The sequence below is a fragment of the Pseudomonas corrugata genome (genome assembly GCF_001269905.1).
Lineage (GTDB): Bacteria > Pseudomonadota > Gammaproteobacteria > Pseudomonadales > Pseudomonadaceae > Aquipseudomonas > Aquipseudomonas corrugata.
This window is the reverse complement of record NZ_LHVK01000008.1, coordinates 499,406-517,640: the sequence shown is the minus strand read 5'-3', so window position 1 is coordinate 517,640 and position 18,235 is coordinate 499,406. Positions and strand designations below refer to the sequence as shown.

Genomic DNA, 18,235 nt, shown 5'->3' with positions numbered 1-18,235 from the left:
CCGGTGCTGTGCAGCGCAACGAAAGCCGCCGGATCGTCTTGGGCCGATCCGGCGGAATACGCTCACCTTCCCCCGCTTAGAACGTGTAGTTGGCGGACAGGTAGGTCTGGGCACTGCTGGTCAGGTCCAGCGAACCCACCTTGCCACCGCCGTGGGGGCTCATCTCGGTGCTGGCGTTGCTGCGCAGGTAACGGTAACCCAGTTCCACCGAGGTGTTCTGCGAAATTTGTTGCAGGACGCCGCCCTGCAGACCTGCCGTGAAACCGATGTCGCTGTCGCGGCTGAAGCCTGGGGAGTCCTGGGTCACCTTGGTCAGGCCCGCCGTCGCACCGCCGAACAGCTTGGTGCTGCCAGTGACCGGGTAGAACAGATCGTAGCTGCCCAGCAGGTTTTCCTGGCGCAGCTTGATGCCATTATGGGTCCCAGAAACGTTGTCGTAGGTGGCGTAGTAGCGGCCCTGGTCGTTCTGCTTGCCCAGACGCAGGCCGTAGGTGGTGTCCTTGCCGATCACGCCGTCGGCGTTCGGATTGTTCAGCGCCTGGTCCAGGGCACTGGACTTCTTGACCTTGTCACTGGTCTGGCCGAGGGTCAGGCTGGCGAAGTTGTCATCGGCGTGGGCCATGGCGCTGGCACCCAGCACAGTGAAAGCCAGCAGCAGTTTTTTCATGTGTGTCATGTTCAGGTTCCTTTGAAACGTGGGTGGTCTGTGAAGTCGTGGTCACGTTAACCAACGGTCCCTGAACACCCCTTGAACGTTCTCTGAACCTTCGCTGAATGAATCGGCTAGAGTGTCCTGTCTCGAGCAAACCCATTCTTTCAAGGAGATCCCCCATGCGCAGGTTGCTTGCTGTTGTACTTCTGGCCTTGAGCGGCGCAGGCCACGCCGCCATTCAGACCCAGGAAATCCCCTACACCAGTGCCGACGGCACGAAGCTGATCGGCTATTACGCCTACGACGATGCGATCAAGGGGCCGCGCCCGGGCGTAGTGGTGGTGCATGAATGGTGGGGGCTGAACGACTACGCCAAACGCCGCGCCCGCGACCTCGCCGGCCTGGGCTACAGCGCCCTGGCCATCGACATGTACGGCGATGGCAAGAACACCGAGCATCCCACGGACGCCATGGCGTTCATGCAGGCGGCACTCAAGGACAGCAAGGCCGCCAGCGCGCGTTTCCAGGCCGGGCTCGACCTGTTGAAGAAACAGCCCCAGACCGACCCTGACAAACTCGCCGCCATCGGCTACTGCTTCGGCGGCAAAGTGGTGCTCGATGCCGCTCGCCAGGGTGTTCCGCTGGCCGGCGTGGTGAGTTTCCACGGTGCCCTGGTCACCAACACCCCGGCTACGCCCGGCAGCGTCAAGGCGAAGATGCTGGTCGAGCACGGCGCATTGGACAGCATGGTCACCGAGGATAATGTCACTGCGTTCAAGAGCGAGATGGACAAGGCCGGCGCCGACTACAAGTTCGTCAGCCTGAAAGGCGCCAAGCACGGCTTCAGCAACCCCGATGCCGACCGCCTGAGCCACGGCGAACATGGCGGGCCGGACATCGGCTACAACAAGGCGGCCGATGAGCAGTCGTGGGCGGATATGCAGAAGTTCTTCAAGAAGATCTTTGGCTGAACACTCCCCCCTGTGGCGAGGGGATTTATCCCCTCGCCACAAAAGCCCCTTCTTCCCAGCAGAATTTCAGTCCAACCGCTCACATCACTACCCAGCATCAAGCCAACCCGGCAAAATGCCCGGCATGAACCGACTCCCTGCCCTGCCCGCCTGCTGCTCGCCTTTGGATGAACATTGGCTGTTGCCCGATGCCCTGCCCGATACAATCCTGCTGAGCACCCGCTTCGATCCGCTGTTGCTGATCGGCGAAGATTTCCCGAACAGTGCTATCGAGCCGCCCGCGAGCATCCAGCGTTCGGTGCCCAAGCGCCAGGCCGAATTCCTTGCCGGACGGATCTGCGCCCGGACAGCCCTTTATCAGTTGAACGGCCAGTATTGCGTACCGGCGATTGGCGAAGACCGTGCCCCCGTCTGGCCGGCCCATGTCAGCGGGTCGATCACCCACAGCACCGGCCGGGCGGCGGCCATCGTCGCCAGCAAGGACCATTGGCAGGGGCTGGGCATGGATCTGGAGAACCTGCTCGACCCGGAGCGCGCCGAGCGGCTGGCGAGTGAAATCCTGACCCCAGCGGAACTGCAACGCATGGCCACCACCCGGCGAGATGACCGGGCATTGCTGGTGACGTTGACGTTTTCAGTGAAGGAAAGCCTGTTCAAGGCCCTGTACCCGATCGTCGGGCAGCGCTTCTATTTCGAACATGCCGAGGTGCTGGAATGGACCCGCGACGGGCAGGTGCGAATGCGGTTGCTGACGGACCTGTCGGCCGAATGGTGCCATGGCAGTGAATTGCAGGCGCGGTTCGGGGTGAAGGATGGGCAGTTGTTGAGCCTGGTGGGTATCAAGGCCTGAAGCTTTCCTGTCGCTTTTGAAGGCGCCATCGCGAGCAGGCTCGCTCCCACAGAAGGAATGCGTTCCCATGTGGGAGCGAGCCTGCTCGCGATGAGGACAATCCAGTCGCTATATCCTTCAACCCCTGTCCTGATGCCTCGGCCAGCTCAAGCTGAAACATGCCCCACCCAGGCTCTTGCTCTTGGCGATCAACGCCCGGCCGCCATGCCAGTAAATGATCCGCCGCACGATCGACAGCCCCAACCCATGACCGCCCGAAGCCCGGGCACGGCTGTCGTCCAGCCGCAGGAAAGGCTTGAACACCCGCTCCCAGGCCGCCTCCGGCACACCGGGCCCGTCATCCTCGACGTCCACCCGGCAACGCAGTTGTCCCACCTGATAGCTGACGGTCACCCGGGACTTGGCATGGCGCATGGCGTTGCCCACCAGGTTCTGCAAGGCGCGATGCAAGAAGCGTGGCTCGGCCTCGACCCAGGCGCCGTCACAATCGACGGCAGACAGGCACAGCCCACGCTCGACCGTGACCCCGGCCCGCAGCGGGCCCAGCTCCTCGATCACCTGGCTGACCAGCGCATCCAGATCCACCCGCTGGAAGTTCAGCGCCGGTGAGCCTTGCTCCAGTCGCGCATAGGTGAGCATCTCGTCCACCAGCCGATCCAGGTCTTCGATGTCATGGTCCATGCCCGCCAGGTACTTTTCCCGAGCCTGGGGCGTGGCAGCGCTGCCGATCATTTCCAGGCCGAAGCGCAGGCGCGCCACCGGGGTTCGCAATTCGTGGGAAACCGCCCTTACCAATTCACGCTGGATCGCCAACAGTTGTTGCAGGTGCTCGGCCATGCCGTTGAATGCGGCGGCCAACCGCCCGACCGAGTCGGCGCCCCGTGCCGGCACGCGGGTTTCCAGGCTGCCCTGGGCGATCTGGGTGGCGGCGGCCTCCAGGCCGCTCAGGCGTCGCTCCAGTTGACGCACCAACAGGTAGACGATCAACCCGATCAGGCTCAAGCCCAACGCCGCGATCAGGACCAGCCATTCGGGCGGGTAAGGGTTCATCTGGTACAGCGGGCCGATTTCCAATACCCATGGCGTGCCCACCATCCCGGCGAACACCCGGATCGAATCGCCACCCTTGCCCAAGGCCATCACCGTATCGCCCTCGGACACGCGACGGCGCTGGTCTTCGTCCATGTCCGCCTGCTCGGCGGTCATCAACCGCAGATCGAAACCGAAACCCTTTTCTTCCATGAGCTGCGCGAGCCGTCGGGGTTGCTCGCCCACCGGGTAGCGCACCAGTTCGTCGGCCAGCAGGTAAATGGTTGCGCGGGCCAACTGCTCGCTGATCTGCTGGACTTCCCCCACCAACATCAGTTGCTCGTCATCGCTGACCAGCCGATAGACCTTCGCCGCATGGGGCCCGGTCTGTTCAACCAGGGCCTGCCCACGCAGCACACGGGTGCGCTGCCCCAGGTCCAGGTCGGTCTGGGCGAAGGTCTGCAATGCCAGGGGGATGCCCAGCAACCTCTCCCACAACAGCAGCGCCCGGTGGCGCTCGGTGTCGTTCATCGGCTGCAGGTTCTCGGCCATCAAGGAAAACGTGCCGTGGGCCAGGCGCTCGCGGTACTGCTCGCTGCGGGTCTGGTTGAGCAGGTGCAGAGCCAGCACCCCGAGCACCGCCACCAGCACCAGCGCCGCGCACATGCCGCCATAAATGCGCAGGAAGATCGAGTTCACGGTGCCGGATCTACACAGGCTTCAGGCACGAACAGGTAGCCTTTACTGCGAATGGTCTTGATCAGCCGTGGATGCTCGGGGTCATCGCCGATCTTGGGCCGGATGCGCGAGATGCGTACGTCGATGGAACGGTCCTGGCCGTCATAACCGATGCCACGCAAGGCGGTGAAGATTTCCTCCCGGGACAGGATACGCCCGGCATTGGACACCAGCAGCCACAACAGGTCGAACTCGGCGCTGGTCAGCTCGATCCCGTTGCCCTGCAACCAGGCCTCGCGCAAGGCGTCGTCCACCACCAGCGGGCCGAATTGCAGGCGCCGCGGCTTCTGGGGGTTCGTCTCCACAGGCTCGCTGCGCCGCAACAAGGCCTGGATGCGTGCCAGCAACACGCGCGGGCGCACAGGCTTGCAGACGTAGTCGTCGGCCCCCAGATCCAGGCCCTGGATCTGGTCGGCGTCGTCGGTGCGGGCGGTGAGCATGAGGATCGGCCCATCGTACTGCACACGGACCTTGCGGCAGATATCCAGGCCGTCTTCGCCGGGCAGCATCAGGTCGAGGATCACCAAGTCCGGTTGTTCGGCAATGATCCGCTGCGCCGCTGCCGCACCGTCACCTTCGATGGCGACACGCAGCCCGTTGCTTTCCAGGTAGTCACGGGTCAGCTCGGCCAGACGCTGGTCATCCTCGACGATCAATATATGCCAGGCTTCTTGTTCCACGGGGGACCTCGTCTGCTGTGAATATAAAAGGACAAATGCTCATCCCTTGTGGCGAGGGGATTTATCCCCGTTGGGTCGCGAAGCGACCCCTGTGTTCTGCCTGACACAGCTAAGCGACTGATTTGGGGCTGCTTTGCAGCCCAACGGGGATAAATCCCCTCGCCACAAGGATATGCGCGCTCGTCCCCTCGCTCTTTTGTCATGTCAAAAGAGGATAACCCTGTCCAACGCACCGGCCGATTGTATAAACGGCGCCCCGGGAGAAAACAAGCGGACAAATGCGTTCGGTCGAGCGGGATTTGTGTGGTAACGTCCGCGCCCGAAAAAATCGGCAGGCTGTTTTCGGCACCCCGAAAACGACGAAAAAAGGCCCGCTCCAGCAAGGTCGCGGCCTACAGCGCAGTTCCATGTTTCGCACACAAATTACGCACAGGTTTATCCACAGGCAGTACGTTGATTCATCCCCGAAAACGCATTATCTTGTAGCCCGCTGCAAAAAAAACCCTACATGTAGGGGTTGAAGCCAAAAACCAAACACAAGTCGGACAAAGAATTCAAGCGCTTTTCGTGCCTCTTTCCACTTGAAACATCGTGTTTTCCCAAGACCAGACCGCCCCTGCGGATGGCCACCGTTTCAAAGGTCGAAAACGACCGAAACGGTACGGGTGTTGCAGTCCATTGCTGCCACCCCCGCAACCCGGTTTCGAGCCCAGGCTCGCAACCCATGAACTTCGGATGGAAGCAGCCCCACAGGCCTGCTTCCTACTGTCCCGAAGTTGTTATACCCGGCGCCAGTCGGTTGTAGTGCTTCAGGACGGAACGGTGGGCACCGTGATGGTGCCCAAACAAACATAAAGAACGTGGAGACACCCATGCACACCGACACAACTCGCGAGAACCCGCAGGGCACCGCGCCGATGGCCGCCGATTCGACCCCGGATCTGGCCGCCACCGCGCCTGGTCAACTGCGTGTGATCAAGCGTAACGGCACTGTCGTTCCTTACACCGATGACAAGATCACCGTCGCCATCACCAAAGCGTTCCTTGCAGTTGAAGGTGGCACCGCAGCCGCTTCGTCGCGCATCCACGACACCGTGGCCCGCCTGACCGAACAGGTCACCGCGACCTTCAAGCGTCGCATGCCGTCGGGCGGCACCATCCACATTGAAGAAATCCAGGACCAGGTCGAACTGGCCCTGATGCGTGCCGGTGAGCAGAAGGTAGCGCGTGACTACGTGATCTATCGCGACTCCCGTGCCAAGGAACGCGCCACCCGCAACCCGGCCGACGCACCGGTCCAGGCCCACCCGTCGATCCGCATCGCTCGCGCTGATGGCAGCCTGGCGCCGCTGGACATGGGCCGCCTGAACACCATCGTCACCGAGGCCTGCGAAGGCCTGGAAGAAGTCGATGGCGACCTGATCCAGCGCGAAACCCTGAAAAACCTCTATGACGGCGTCGCGCTCAAGGACGTCAACACTGCGCTGGTGATGACCGCGCGGACCCTGGTGGAACGCGAGCCGAACTACTCCTTCGTGACCGCCCGCCTGCTGATGGACACCCTGCGCGCAGAAGGCCTGGGCTTCCTGGAAGTCGCCGAGAGCGCGACCCACCACGAAATGGCCGACCTGTACGCCAAGGCCCTGCCGGCCTATGTAGCCAAGGGTATCGAATTCGAATTGCTGAACCCGGTCCTGGCTTCTTTCGACCTGGAGAAACTCGGCAAGGCGATCAACCACGAGCGCGACCAGCAATTCACCTACCTGGGCCTGCAAACCCTGTACGACCGTTACTTCATCCACAAGGACGGCGTCCGCTTCGAATTGCCGCAGATCTTCTTCATGCGCGTGGCCATGGGCCTGGCCATCGAAGAGAAGCAGAAAGAAGAACGTGCCATCGAGTTCTACAACCTGCTGTCGTCCTTCGACTACATGGCGTCGACCCCGACCCTGTTCAATGCCGGCACCCTGCGTCCACAGTTGTCGAGCTGCTACCTGACCACCGTGCCGGACGATCTGTCGGGCATCTACGGCGCAATCCACGACAACGCCATGCTGTCGAAATTCGCCGGTGGCCTGGGCAACGACTGGACGCCGGTTCGTGCGCTGGGCTCGTACATCAAGGGCACCAACGGTAAATCCCAGGGCGTCGTACCGTTCCTCAAAGTGGTCAACGACACCGCTGTCGCGGTCAACCAGGGTGGCAAGCGCAAGGGCGCGGTCTGTGCCTACCTGGAAACCTGGCACATGGACATTGAAGAGTTCATCGAGCTGCGCAAGAACACCGGCGATGACCGTCGTCGTACCCACGACATGAACACCGCCAACTGGATCCCCGACCTGTTCATGAAGCGCGTCTTCGACGACGGCAAGTGGACCCTGTTCTCGCCGTCCGAAGTACCGGACCTGCATGACCTGACCGGCAAGGCCTTCGAAGAGCGCTACGAGTACTACGAAGCCCTGACCGAGTACAACAAGATCAAGCTGTTCAAGGTCGTCCAGGCCAAGGACCTGTGGCGCAAGATGCTGTCGATGCTGTTCGAGACCGGCCACCCATGGCTGACCTTCAAGGACCCGTGCAACCTGCGCAGCCCGCAGCAGCACGTGGGCGTGGTCCACAGCTCGAACCTGTGCACCGAGATCACCCTGAACACCAACAAGGACGAGATCGCCGTCTGCAACCTGGGCTCGATCAACCTGCCGAACCACATCGTCGACGGCAAGCTGGACACCGCCAAGCTGCAACGCACCGTGAACACCGCCGTGCGCATGCTCGACAACGTGATCGACATCAACTACTACTCGGTGCCACAGGCGAAGAACTCCAACTTCAAGCACCGTCCGGTCGGCCTCGGCATCATGGGCTTCCAGGACGCGCTGTACCTGCAGCACATCCCGTACGGTTCGGACGCTGCCATCGAGTTCGCCGACAAGTCCATGGAAGCAGTCAGTTACTACGCGATCCAGGCTTCCTGCGACCTGGCCGACGAGCGCGGTGCCTATGAGACGTTCCAGGGTTCGCTGTGGTCCAAGGGCATCCTGCCGCTGGACTCGCAACAAATCCTGATCGCCTCCCGTGGCGAGAAGTACATCGACGTCGACCTGACCGAGTCCCTGGACTGGGCACCGGTTCGCGCCCGTGTACAGAAAGGCATCCGTAACTCCAACATCATGGCCATCGCACCGACCGCCACCATCGCCAACATCACCGGCGTGTCGCAGTCGATCGAACCGACCTACCAGAACCTGTACGTGAAATCGAACCTGTCGGGCGAGTTCACCGTGATCAACCCGTACCTGGTCCGCGACCTCAAGGCCCGCGGCCTGTGGGATTCGGTCATGATCAACGACCTGAAGTACTACGACGGTTCGGTACAGCAGATCGAGCGCATTCCGCAGGAGCTCAAGGAGCTCTACGCCACCGCGTTCGAAGTGGACACCCGTTGGATCGTCGACGCAGCCAGCCGTCGCCAGAAGTGGATCGACCAGGCTCAGTCGCTGAACCTGTACATCGCCGGCGCCTCGGGCAAGAAGCTCGACGTGACCTACCGCATGGCCTGGTACCGTGGTCTGAAAACCACTTACTACCTCCGTGCCCTGGCCGCCACCAGCACCGAGAAGTCGACCATCAACACCGGCAAGCTGAACGCTGTTTCCAGCGGCGGCAACCACGGTGACGACTCGGTCCTGGCTGCTCCAGCAGGGCCTGCGCCAGTGCCAAAGGCCTGCGCGATCGACGAGCCGGATTGCGAAGCTTGCCAATAAGCTGAGCGGGTGGGCGCTGCAAGGCGCCTACCTTTAAAGCAAAGCCCCCGATAGACCGCTGGTTTATCGGGGGCTTTTCTTTTGCCTGGAGGAAAGTGATGGCCGGGCTGACCTCATCGCGAGCAGGCTCGCTCCCACATTGGAATGTGCCCCCCCCTGTGGGAGAGCCTGTTCGCGATGAAGCAAACCCAGGCAACGCAAAACACTCGCCCAAAAAGAAGCCCCTCTTGCGAGGGGCTCCTTGTGCAACTTCTCAAGCAACCATCGAGAATCAAGTCATTTGAATGATGGTCTGCATGATGGTGCTCTGGGTGGAGATGGTCTTGGCGTTCGCCTGGTAGTTGCTCTGCGCCTTGATCAGCTCGACCAGTTCGTTGGTCAGGTTGACGTTGGACTCCTCCAGGGAGTTGGAGACGATCGAACCCAGGGTGCCGGTTTCCGGGGCATCGTAGCCCGGGATGCCCGACGCGAAGGTTTCCTTCCAGCTAGTGCCTCCCACGGGCTGCAGACCTTGTTCGTTGGTAAAACTGGCGAGCGCGACCTGACCGATCGGCTTGGTCTGGTTGTTGCTGAAGTTGGCCAACAATACACCACTGCCGTCGATGGTCAGGTTGGTGATCTGGCCGGTGGCATAACCGTTCTGGGTAGGAATCGAGCGCGCAGTGTCGGCATTGAACTGCGTGGTATTGGCCATGGAGACGGTAATGGTCGACGAACCCGCGCCGTTGGCAGCCCACACGCCGTTGGTCACCGTGCCCGGCACCCAGCCAGTCAGTACCAGATCGCTGCTGATGGTAGCGGGCGGGGTACTGACCTGGACCAGCTTACCGCTGGAGTCAAAGGTCATGGTTGAGGGAACCGCAGCAGTAGCGGCGGCGGTCGGCGAGCTGCCGTCCAGGTTTCGACCATCAATCAGCGTGTAGACGTCCCATGTGTTAGAGCCAGTCTTGACCATGTATTGGTCCATGGAGTGCTGGTTGCCCTGGGTATCGTAGACCGGGGTGGTGAACTGCTTGGTGAAAGTGGCTGTATCAGCCGGGTCGAACAAGTAAGGCGCTGCCTGGCTGATAGCCGTGGCCGTCGAGTTCAGGTTGATTGTCGACGAAACCAGGCTGGTTGCTTGCGGTGGCAAGTTCGAGGTGTCGATACGCAGATCGGTCAAGATACCATTGAGGATGTTGCCATTGGAGTCCACACCATAGCCCTGCAGGTTCGCAGTGCCATCACTGTTGGTGACATAGCCTTCCTTGTCGGTCTTGAACGTACCGGCACGGGTGTAGCTCAAGGACCCGTTGTTATCCAGAACGAAGAAGCCCTGGCCCTGGATACCCATGTCCAGCACGTTGCCGGTGTTATTGACGTCACCCTGGCCGAACTGCTGGGAGACGTTGGCCAAGCGCACGCCGTTACCGACGGTCTTGCTGCCCGAACCCAGCTTGGTGGCCGAGTAGACGTCTTCGAATTCCGCGCGGGACGATTTGAAGCCGGTGGTTGCCACGTTGGCGATGTTGTTACCGGTGACGTCCAGCTGTTTGTTGGCAGCATAGAGACCGCTAAGGCCGATGTTGAAAGACATATTCCACTCCTTTGCCGGGTTAGTCGGCTCTACATACCAATAGTTTGTACTTTGGACAGGGCGATGCTGCCCAGCCCGGCGAGGTTGAGCATCAGCTCTCCTCCTGTCTGGCTGATCGTCACGCTGCTGACGGTCGCCGGCAGGTTGGTGATCAGCGACGTGGCCTGGCCGTCGATGGTGGTCGAAGCCGTGAAGGTGTAAGTGCCCGACTCGACCGTGGTACCCGCATCGTTCTTGCCATCCCAGATAAAGGCGGAATTACCGGCCTTCTGGCTGCCCAGGTCGATGGTGCGAACCGTCTTGCCGTCCTTGTCGACGATCTTGACCGCCACGGACGATACCGCTGACGGCACCACCACCGTGCCGTTGAGGCTTTTGGAGGTGTCGACCACCGCCTTGTCGCCAGGGGCAATGACTGAACGTCCCACCAGCGACGAGGCCTGCAAGGCCTGGGACGAGTTGTAGTTGCTGGCCAGCCCGCTCACGGTATCGTTGAGGGTGGTGATGCCTTCCAGGCTGCTGAACTGTGCCAGTTGGGCAACGAACTCACCGTTGTCCTGTGGCGACAGCGGGTCCTGGTTTTTCAGCTGGGTTACGAGCAGTTGCAGGAACGCGTCCTTGCCCAGCTCCTTTTTACCGGTCGCAGCACCCGTTACCGAAGCCAGGCTGTCGGAGGTGTTGTTGGTCTTGACCGAGGAGTTGGCCAGAATGTCGTTGAGGCTCAAACCGCCGGTGGTATTGGTAACGCTCATGTGACTCGCCCCTTATCACTGACCCAGGGTCAGGACCTTCTGCATCATGGTTTTGGCGGTGTTCATCATTTCGGCGTTGGTCTGGAATGAGCGACTGGCGGAAATCATGTCGGCCATTTCTTCGACGACGTTGACGTTCGGGTAATAGACATAGCCCTTGGCGTCGGCAGCCGGATGGTTCGGTTCATAGCGCGCTTCGAGGTTGCTCTGGTCCTCGACGACCCCAAGCACCTGCACGCCCTGCCCGGCCGCGTCCTGCTCCTGGAAAAGCGAGCCGCTGCCATTCGACTGGCCGCCCTGGAACATGGTGGCGAACACCGGATGACGGGCGCGGTAGGTCTGGTCGATGCTCGACGAAACGGTCTCGGCGTTGGCGATGTTACTGGCGACAGTGTTCAGGCGAGTGGTCTGGGCACTCATGGCACTGCCGGCGATGTTGAATACGCTCGCAATCGACATGACTTACTCTCCGCGCAGGGCCGAAATCAGCCCTTTGAATTTGCTGTTGAGCAGGGTGAAGCTGGCCTGGAAGTTCACGGAGTTCTCCGCGTAGTTGGACTGTTCCAGTTGAGCGTCCACAGTGTTCTGGTCGATCGAAGGTTGCATCGGCGTGCGATACATCAGCGACTCGTCGCCGTTACCCAAGCCTTCTGCCTCGATATGACGACTGTTGGTCATGTTCAGGGCGAAGGAGCCGTTCTTGGTTTTCTCGTTCTGCTCGGCGAGCACTTTGGAGAAGTCCAGATCCCGAGCCTTGTAGTTCGGGGTGTCGGCATTGGCGATGTTGTTGGCCAGGACTTCGGCGCGCTGGGCACGGAAGCTCAGGGCCTGTTCATGGATACCGAGCGCTTTATCGAAGCTGATGCTCATGTCGGAAACCTTTGGGTGACCAGAATGTACGTACATGGACATAGCAAGCGTCGTGCCACTTTTAAAAAGCCCATAAACCGGGGCTTTGCGGGCATCGGCAAGGCGGCAATGCCAGAAAAGCGGCAACCGATTTCCGCCGGCTGCCGCTTTTCTGCCGCTTTTTGAGCGACACTGGCAATTACAGTGGGACCGAGCTTTTGTGGGAGCCGAGCTTGCTCGCGATGAACGATGACGCGGTGGGGGGAGTTGAAACCGTGTTGCCTGCATCGCGAGCAAGCTCGGCTCCCACAGAAGCTCGCTCCACAGAGTGAGCAAGCACTAATCAGCAGGCAAAAAAACGGGAGCCTGTAGGGGGCTCCCGTTTTTTGACGACCCGGACGCGTCACTTTGCCTGGTAGATAATCCCCGGGCTGCACTGGATCATCTGGTAATGATCGGGCAAGCCATTCAGCGCCTCGGAGGCACCGAGGAACAGGTAGCCGCCCGGCTTCAGGGTCCCGTGGATACGCAGCAGGATGTCCTTCTTCACTTCGGCGGAGAAGTAGATCAGCACATTGCGGCAGAACACGATGTCGAATTTGCCCAGACTGGCATAACTGTCCAGCAGGTTGAAGGAGCGGAATTCCACCCGGCTCTTGATCGGCGCCTTGACTACCCAGCGACCCGGCCCTTTCGGATCGAAATAGCGTTGCAGCCGATCAGGCGACAGGCCGCGGCCGATAGCCAGGCTGTCGTACTCACCGGTCTTGCAGTTATTGAGCATGGTCCCGGACAGGTCGGTGGCGACGATCTGCACGCCACCCTTCAACTGACCGATATTGGTCCGCTCGAACTCGTCGATGGACATCGACAGCGAATAAGGTTCCTGGCCCGACGAACAGGCAGCCGACCAGATCCGCAGGCGCTGGCCCGGGCTGGCCTTGATGGCTGCTGGCAGCACCTTGTTCTTCAAGACTTCGAACGGATAGGTATCGCGGAACCACAGGGTTTCGTTGGTGGTCATGGCGTCCACCACCATTTCGCGCAAACCGCTGCGCGGCTGGGTCTGGATACGCTGCACCAGCTCGCCCAACGATTTGAGGCCCTGCTGCTCCATCAATTTGTTGAGACGGCTCGACACCAGATATTGCTTGTTTTCACCAAGCAATATGCCACAGGCTTTTTCCAGGAAGACCCGGAACTGTTCGAAATCCAAATTACCCGTAGACAAGTTACCGCCTCTTTCATTGTGTTGATTTGCCGGGCGCACAACGCGCCCGACCTTTATTCCGCAGTCTTGATCCGCTCGACTACCCGGGAAGCCAGGTCATCGGGACGGAACTTGGCGAGAAAATCGTCGGCACCGACCTTCTTGACCATCGCCTGGTTGAAGACGCCCGACAGGGACGTATGCAAGATGATATGCAGCTTTTGCATACGCGGGTCGCTGCGGATTTCCGACGTCAGGGTATACCCGTCCATCTCCGGCATCTCGATGTCGGAGATCATCATCAGGAACTCCTCTTCCGGCTTCTTGCCCTCGTCGACCATGTTGCGCAGGTAATCCAGCGCCTGCCGTCCATCATTCAACGCAATCACTTCGACGCCGATCGTCTGCAGGCAACGGGTCACCTGCTTACGCGCCACCGAAGAGTCATCCACCGTCAGCACCCGCAGCGAAATCGCCTTGTGCTGGGTTTCGGCATCCACCACGCCATGGGAAATGGTTTCCGTGGTCGGCGCCACTTCGGCGAGTATTTTCTCCACGTCGATGATTTCCACCAACTGGCCGTCGACCCGGGTCACCGCCGTCAGGTAGTGATCGCGGCCGGTGCCCTTGGGTGGTGGATGAATCTCTTCCCAGTTCATGTTGACGATGCGCTCCACCGAGCGGACCAGGAAACCCTGGGTCTTGGTGTTGTATTCGGTGATGATCACAAACGGATTGCTCTGATCCAGCAGCCGACCGGAACCGGTGGCCATCGCCAGATCGAGAATCGGGATGGTCGCTCCCCGGATGTTTGCCACACCGCACACGACGGGGCTGGACTTGGGCATCAAGGTCAGCTTGGGGCATTGCAGCACCTCGCGGACCTTGAATACGTTGATCCCATATAACTGCTGGCCATCGAGACGGAACAACAACAGCTCCAGGCGATTCTGACCGACCAGCTGCGTACGCTGGTTTACCGAATCCATCACTCCCGCCATGCCCTGACTCCTACCTAACGCTAATGTGTCCGACGCGCATTCATCACTAAACGGCACGGGGCTTGCTATTCAACCGGCATGAACGCACAAACGACATTTTCTCGACGCCTGATCACTCATTGCCGCCTCTGGCTCGGTGTGCTGCTGGCTGCCTGCCTGTTCGCCTCGGGGGGACGTGCCCTTGCCGATGCTCCGGTTACCTTGCCTGATCTCCTTATCGGCGTCACTCAGGGCTTTCTTGAATTCACCGTAGAAGACTATCTGGCCTCCAGTCAAACCGAAGGTCGCTATGAAATCGAAGTCAATCAGATAGACCCGCGCCTGCGCATGCCAATGTGCGACAAGGAATTGACTGCGTCCCTGGAAAGTCCTGCCAGGCCCCTGGGACGGGTCACCGTGAAGGTCCGTTGCGACAGCGCCGCGCCCTGGACGGTATTTGTGCCGGCCCAAGTGCGCCTGTTTCGCGAAATCGTCACCACCACCCGCCCCTTGAAACGTGCCGGAATCGTCGAGCCCCAGGACGTAACGTTGCGTGAGCGGGATGTCAGCCAGGTCACCCAGGGGTTCCTGACCTCGGTCGATCAGGCCATCGGACAGAAACTTGTCCGACCAATGGTAGCCGACCAGATCGTGACCCTCCTGCATCTGGAACAGGCCGAAGTCGTTCGCAAAGGTGATCAGGTGGTCATCACCGCCCGTAGCGGCACCCTGGCCGTGCGGATGCCCGGCGAAGCCCTTTCAAATGGCGGCATGCATGAACAGATTCGGGTAAAAAACCTTAATTCCCAACGCGTCATCAAGGCGCAGGTAATAGCCCCTGGCCAGGTGGAAGTGGCTATGTAGCGACCCGGTAGAGATGGGTAGAAAGCTGGCGCTTGACCTCGCTGTTCCCTAGACTGTGCCTTACGCAAGGCAAGCGCAGACGTGCGCACGCTCATTGAATAAATGAGCCTAAAGTTTTTTTGGGGATGGCCGAAAACATGGCAAGCGTCCAAATACCCAGAGGTTTTTTACCATGGTCATCGATTTCAACCGTTTAAACAGCTCTTCACCATTGACAGGCACTACGCGCACCAGCGCCAGCAAGGAAACCGAAAAATCCTCGCCGGCCGAGCAAGCCACTACTGTCAAGAACGGGGAGTCGGTACACCTCAGTGATGAGGCTCAGCAGTTGCAGAAGGTCACTGACAAGCTGCGCGATCAACCTGTCGTCGACAACGCCCGCGTGGCCGAGTTGAAAGCAGCCATCGCCGACGGCAGCTATAAAGTCGACAGCAACCGTGTAGCCAGCAAACTGCTCAACTTCGAAGCCCAGCGCTAGGCCGCAGCCTGCGCAGGCTTTTGGACGCTAAGACCCAAGGCCAGCCATGCACGACACTAACTTATTGCAACTGATCATCGACGACTTTGTTCCAGCGCAACAACTGCTGGAACTGCTGCAGACCGAATCCCTGGCGCTGCACGGTCGCGACATGCCCTTGCTGGAAAATATCCTGGCACAGAAACAGGCATTGATCATTTTGCTCGATCAGCATGGCCGCAAACGCAGCGAGATTCTCGCCAGCCTCAACCTGCCCGCCAGCAACGATGGCCTCGAGCAACTGGCGAGCCAGTCGACGATCGGCGATCAGTTGTTGTCCCAAAGCGCAGTGCTCAATGACCTGCTCGCCCAGTGTCAGGCGGCCAACGCCCGTAACGGCCAGTCGATCCAAATCCAGCAGGCCGCTACCGCCAACCAGTTGCGCATCCTCAATGGCGGTGAAATTCCGACGCTTTACGATGCTCGCGGTTCGACCGCCAAGATGGTCAAGCACCGCCCGCTCAGCCAGGCATGAAACGAACGATGCCTGCGCTCTATCAACCCGCGATAGATGCTGGCAAAATGCTGGCTATTCGTAGTCGTATTTTGCTTGGAGATTGACCCACCGTGTTCAATGCCTCAAACGCGGATGATGCTCCGCAACCTCCCAAGGTCCTTACCACGCCCCTGGAAATCTCCGGCAACTTGCGGATGCTGCAAGACAGCCACGATCCACTGATCATTACCTTCCACGAACGTACCCAGCGGTTCCAGAGCTACCTGGTCGAAGTCGATCGTGAAAAGAACACCATCGCCCTGGATGAAATGATCCCTCGCGACGGGGAACGCTTCCTGCTCGCTGGCGAGCCGTTTCGAGTCGAGGGTTTCCATGATGGCGTCCGCATCGCATGGGAAGGCAATGGTCCGCTGACAATCAATGAGTCCCACGATGGTCGCTGCTACCGCGGTGCCTTGCCCGAAGAAGTGGTTTACCACCAACGTCGCAATGCCTTCCGCGCCGCCCTGAAACTGGCGCAACTGGTGAACATCGAACTGGGCGGCGACAAGCTCAAGTCACCGGTAAACGGCAAACTGCTTGATATCTCCGCTACCGGCTGCAAGCTGCGTTTCGATGGCGACATCACCGAGCGCCTGCAACTGGGCCAGGTCTATGAGCGTTTCATCGCTGCCCTGCCCTTTGGCAACATGACAGCGCCGGTCGAACTGCGCTACCTGCATTTCGAAGAACGTATCAACACCACCTTCGCCGGCGTGCGCTTCCACAATATCAGTGGCCTGGTGCAACGGCAGGTCGAGCGTTTCGTTTATCAGTTGCAGCGCGAAGCACGCCGCTTCGATAAAGACGATCTCTGATCTTCAGCCCTACAGTATCGCTGCTTCTGGATTGACCTCATCGCGAGCAGGCTCGCTCCCACATAGGTTACCCGGTGCTTGCACACCGCAAGCCCCTGTGGGAGCGAGCCTGCTCGCGATGGGCGCGCCGCACTTCACTTACCTGGCTTGAGGCTCCTCAGCCTCAGCCGCCTCGGTGACCGGCTCCGCCGCCGGCTCAACCTCCGGATTCGGCGTCACCTGCATCTGCTCCTGCACCACCTGCTCATCGACCCTCGGGTCGAGGCACGCCACCAACGGCGAACTGGACATGCTGTCGGGCATCGCCACGTGATGCAGCGGTGCGTCATCGACCTGATGCAGATTGGTCACCGCTTTCGGCCGTATGCGCCACACCAGTACCAATGCAAAGAAGGTGAAGAAGGCATACAGCATATGGCTGCCGAACGACTTCATCAGCACCCCGGCCACCAACGGGCCAATACTCGCCCCCACACCGTAGGTCACCAGCAGCATGGCCGTCAGCGACACCCGGCGGTCGGCTTCGACGTGGTCGTTGGAAAACGCCACCGCCAGCGGATACAAGCAGAATTGCATCAGCGAACAGAAGAACCCCGCGACGAACAGCACCTCCAGAGGCACCGTCGACAAGATCGCCAAGGGCGCCGCGAAGACCGCCAGGCACAGCGCAAAGCAACGGATCAGCAGTGCCCGGTCGTAGCGGTCGGACAGCCAGCCCAGCGGCCACTGCACCAGCAGGCCGGCAAAGATGCAGCTACCCATGAACAGGCCGACCTGTTCGGTCGACAGCCCTTGCTGAGAGGCATACAGCGGCGCCAGGCCATAGAACGAGCCAACGATCAGGCCGGAGCCCAGTACCGTGCTCAACGACTGAGGTACGCGCTTGATGAAGAACCGCGGCTCCATCGGTGCCGGACGTAACGGCGCCGGGTGGATCCGGCGGGTCAATGCCACCGGCACCAGACACAGGGCAAAACACAGCGCCACCAGCATCAGCAATTCCAGCCCCAGGGCCGGGTGGATCACCAGGATCAGTTGACCCAGCACCATCCCCAGGTAAGAGGCGATCATGTAGCCGCTGAACACCACCCCGCGTTGCTTGGCATCGGCCTGCTCATTGAGCCAGCTCTCGATGACCATGTACTGACACATCATGCCGAGACCGACGATAACCCGCAGCACCACCCAGGCCGGCAGCCAGCTCACCAGGCCGTGGCCCAGCACCGCCGCTCCGACGATCCCGGCACAGGCCGAATAGGCGCGAATATGCCCTACTCGGGCAATCAGCCGATGGCCGATCTTGCCGCCCAGCACCAGGCCGAAATAGTTGGCGGCCATCAGCGCACCAACCCACAGGCTGTCCACATGCTCGGCCGCCAGGCGCAGGGCCAGGTAGGTACTCAAAAGCCCCGAGCCGATGAGCATCATCAGCGAAGCGAAATAAAGCGCTCGAAAAGGTTTCCAGACTTGGCGCATCGGCGTTCCGAGC

The 18,235-nt window shown here is 60.4% G+C and carries 17 protein-coding genes; 7 read left to right on the top strand and 10 right to left on the bottom strand.

The annotated features are described in order from the left end of the window. Positions 1-76: 76 nt before the first annotated feature. Positions 77-676 (bottom strand): outer membrane beta-barrel protein, encoded by a 600-nt coding sequence (locus tag AD665_RS13555; protein WP_024779761.1) that lies wholly within the window; start codon positions 674-676, stop codon positions 77-79. A 155-nt stretch (positions 677-831) separates the two neighbouring features. Here AD665_RS13555 and AD665_RS13550 point away from each other — a divergent pair, with 155 nt between their 5' ends. Both AD665_RS13550 and AD665_RS13545 read left to right on the top strand, forming a co-directional pair. Beyond that, positions 832-1,623: a dienelactone hydrolase family protein gene (locus AD665_RS13550; protein ID WP_024779762.1), complete on the top strand. Its 792-nt coding sequence runs from the start codon at positions 832-834 to the stop codon at positions 1,621-1,623. A 124-nt stretch (positions 1,624-1,747) separates the two neighbouring features. Then, positions 1,748-2,473: a 4'-phosphopantetheinyl transferase family protein gene (locus AD665_RS13545; protein ID WP_053192417.1), complete on the top strand. Its 726-nt coding sequence runs from the start codon at positions 1,748-1,750 to the stop codon at positions 2,471-2,473. A 117-nt stretch (positions 2,474-2,590) separates the two neighbouring features. Here AD665_RS13545 and AD665_RS13540 read toward each other — a convergent pair whose 3' ends face one another. Next, complete coding sequence (locus AD665_RS13540; protein WP_024779764.1) at positions 2,591-4,201, bottom strand: ATP-binding protein; 1,611 nt, start codon at positions 4,199-4,201, stop codon at positions 2,591-2,593. After that, on the bottom strand, positions 4,198-4,920 hold the full coding sequence (locus AD665_RS13535; RefSeq protein ID WP_053192415.1) for a response regulator: 723 nt from the start codon (positions 4,918-4,920) through the stop codon (positions 4,198-4,200). The genes AD665_RS13540 and AD665_RS13535 overlap by 4 nt, the downstream gene beginning before the upstream one ends. 872 nt (positions 4,921-5,792) lie before the next feature. Between AD665_RS13535 and AD665_RS13530 the strand changes: the two genes are divergently transcribed. Then, a complete protein-coding gene (locus AD665_RS13530; protein ID WP_024779766.1) occupies positions 5,793-8,684 on the top strand; it encodes a ribonucleoside-diphosphate reductase subunit alpha in 2,892 nt (963 codons plus the stop codon). Positions 8,685-8,955: 271 nt separating this feature from the next. Here AD665_RS13530 and flgE read toward each other — a convergent pair whose 3' ends face one another. The 6 genes from flgE to AD665_RS13500 all read right to left on the bottom strand — a co-directional run bounded on the left by flgE (position 8,956) and on the right by AD665_RS13500 (position 14,072). Next, complete coding sequence (gene flgE / locus AD665_RS13525; protein WP_024779767.1) at positions 8,956-10,260, bottom strand: flagellar hook protein FlgE; 1,305 nt, start codon at positions 10,258-10,260, stop codon at positions 8,956-8,958. A gap of 29 nt (positions 10,261-10,289) precedes the next feature. Next, on the bottom strand, positions 10,290-11,012 hold the full coding sequence (gene flgD, locus AD665_RS13520) for a flagellar hook assembly protein FlgD (protein WP_024779768.1): 723 nt from the start codon (positions 11,010-11,012) through the stop codon (positions 10,290-10,292). A gap of 15 nt (positions 11,013-11,027) precedes the next feature. Then, positions 11,028-11,471: a flagellar basal body rod protein FlgC gene (gene flgC, locus AD665_RS13515; RefSeq protein ID WP_024779769.1), complete on the bottom strand. Its 444-nt coding sequence runs from the start codon at positions 11,469-11,471 to the stop codon at positions 11,028-11,030. Between the two features lie 3 nt (positions 11,472-11,474). Continuing rightward, positions 11,475-11,882, bottom strand: coding sequence for a flagellar basal body rod protein FlgB (gene flgB, locus AD665_RS13510; RefSeq protein ID WP_024779770.1), 408 nt, complete (start codon positions 11,880-11,882; stop codon positions 11,475-11,477). A gap of 382 nt (positions 11,883-12,264) precedes the next feature. Further along, positions 12,265-13,092, bottom strand: coding sequence for a protein-glutamate O-methyltransferase CheR (cheR, locus tag AD665_RS13505; RefSeq protein ID WP_024779771.1), 828 nt, complete (start codon positions 13,090-13,092; stop codon positions 12,265-12,267). 53 nt (positions 13,093-13,145) lie between these two features. Beyond that, entirely contained in the window at positions 13,146-14,072 is a 927-nt protein-coding gene (locus tag AD665_RS13500; protein ID WP_024779772.1) for a chemotaxis protein CheV, read from the bottom strand. A gap of 78 nt (positions 14,073-14,150) precedes the next feature. Between AD665_RS13500 and flgA the strand changes: the two genes are divergently transcribed. From flgA to AD665_RS13480, 4 genes are all read left to right on the top strand, one after another. Beyond that, positions 14,151-14,915, top strand: coding sequence for a flagellar basal body P-ring formation chaperone FlgA (gene flgA / locus AD665_RS13495; RefSeq protein WP_053192412.1), 765 nt, complete (start codon positions 14,151-14,153; stop codon positions 14,913-14,915). Between the two features lie 172 nt (positions 14,916-15,087). Beyond that, on the top strand, positions 15,088-15,393 hold the full coding sequence (gene flgM / locus AD665_RS13490; RefSeq protein ID WP_024779774.1) for a flagellar biosynthesis anti-sigma factor FlgM: 306 nt from the start codon (positions 15,088-15,090) through the stop codon (positions 15,391-15,393). Between the two features lie 46 nt (positions 15,394-15,439). After that, the gene (locus tag AD665_RS13485) at positions 15,440-15,907 is read left to right on the top strand and encodes a flagella synthesis protein FlgN (protein ID WP_024779775.1); all 468 of its coding nucleotides are present in this window, start codon (positions 15,440-15,442) and stop codon (positions 15,905-15,907) included. Positions 15,908-15,999: 92 nt separating this feature from the next. Further along, a complete protein-coding gene (locus AD665_RS13480) occupies positions 16,000-16,746 on the top strand; it encodes a flagellar brake protein (protein WP_024779776.1) in 747 nt (248 codons plus the stop codon). 138 nt (positions 16,747-16,884) lie between these two features. On the opposite strand, the gene AD665_RS13475 is transcribed toward AD665_RS13480, so the two are convergent. After that, positions 16,885-18,222 carry an MFS transporter gene (locus AD665_RS13475; protein ID WP_024779777.1) on the bottom strand — a complete coding sequence of 446 codons (1,338 nt, stop codon included), beginning with the start codon at positions 18,220-18,222 and terminating at the stop codon, positions 16,885-16,887. Positions 18,223-18,235: the final 13 nt, after the last annotated feature.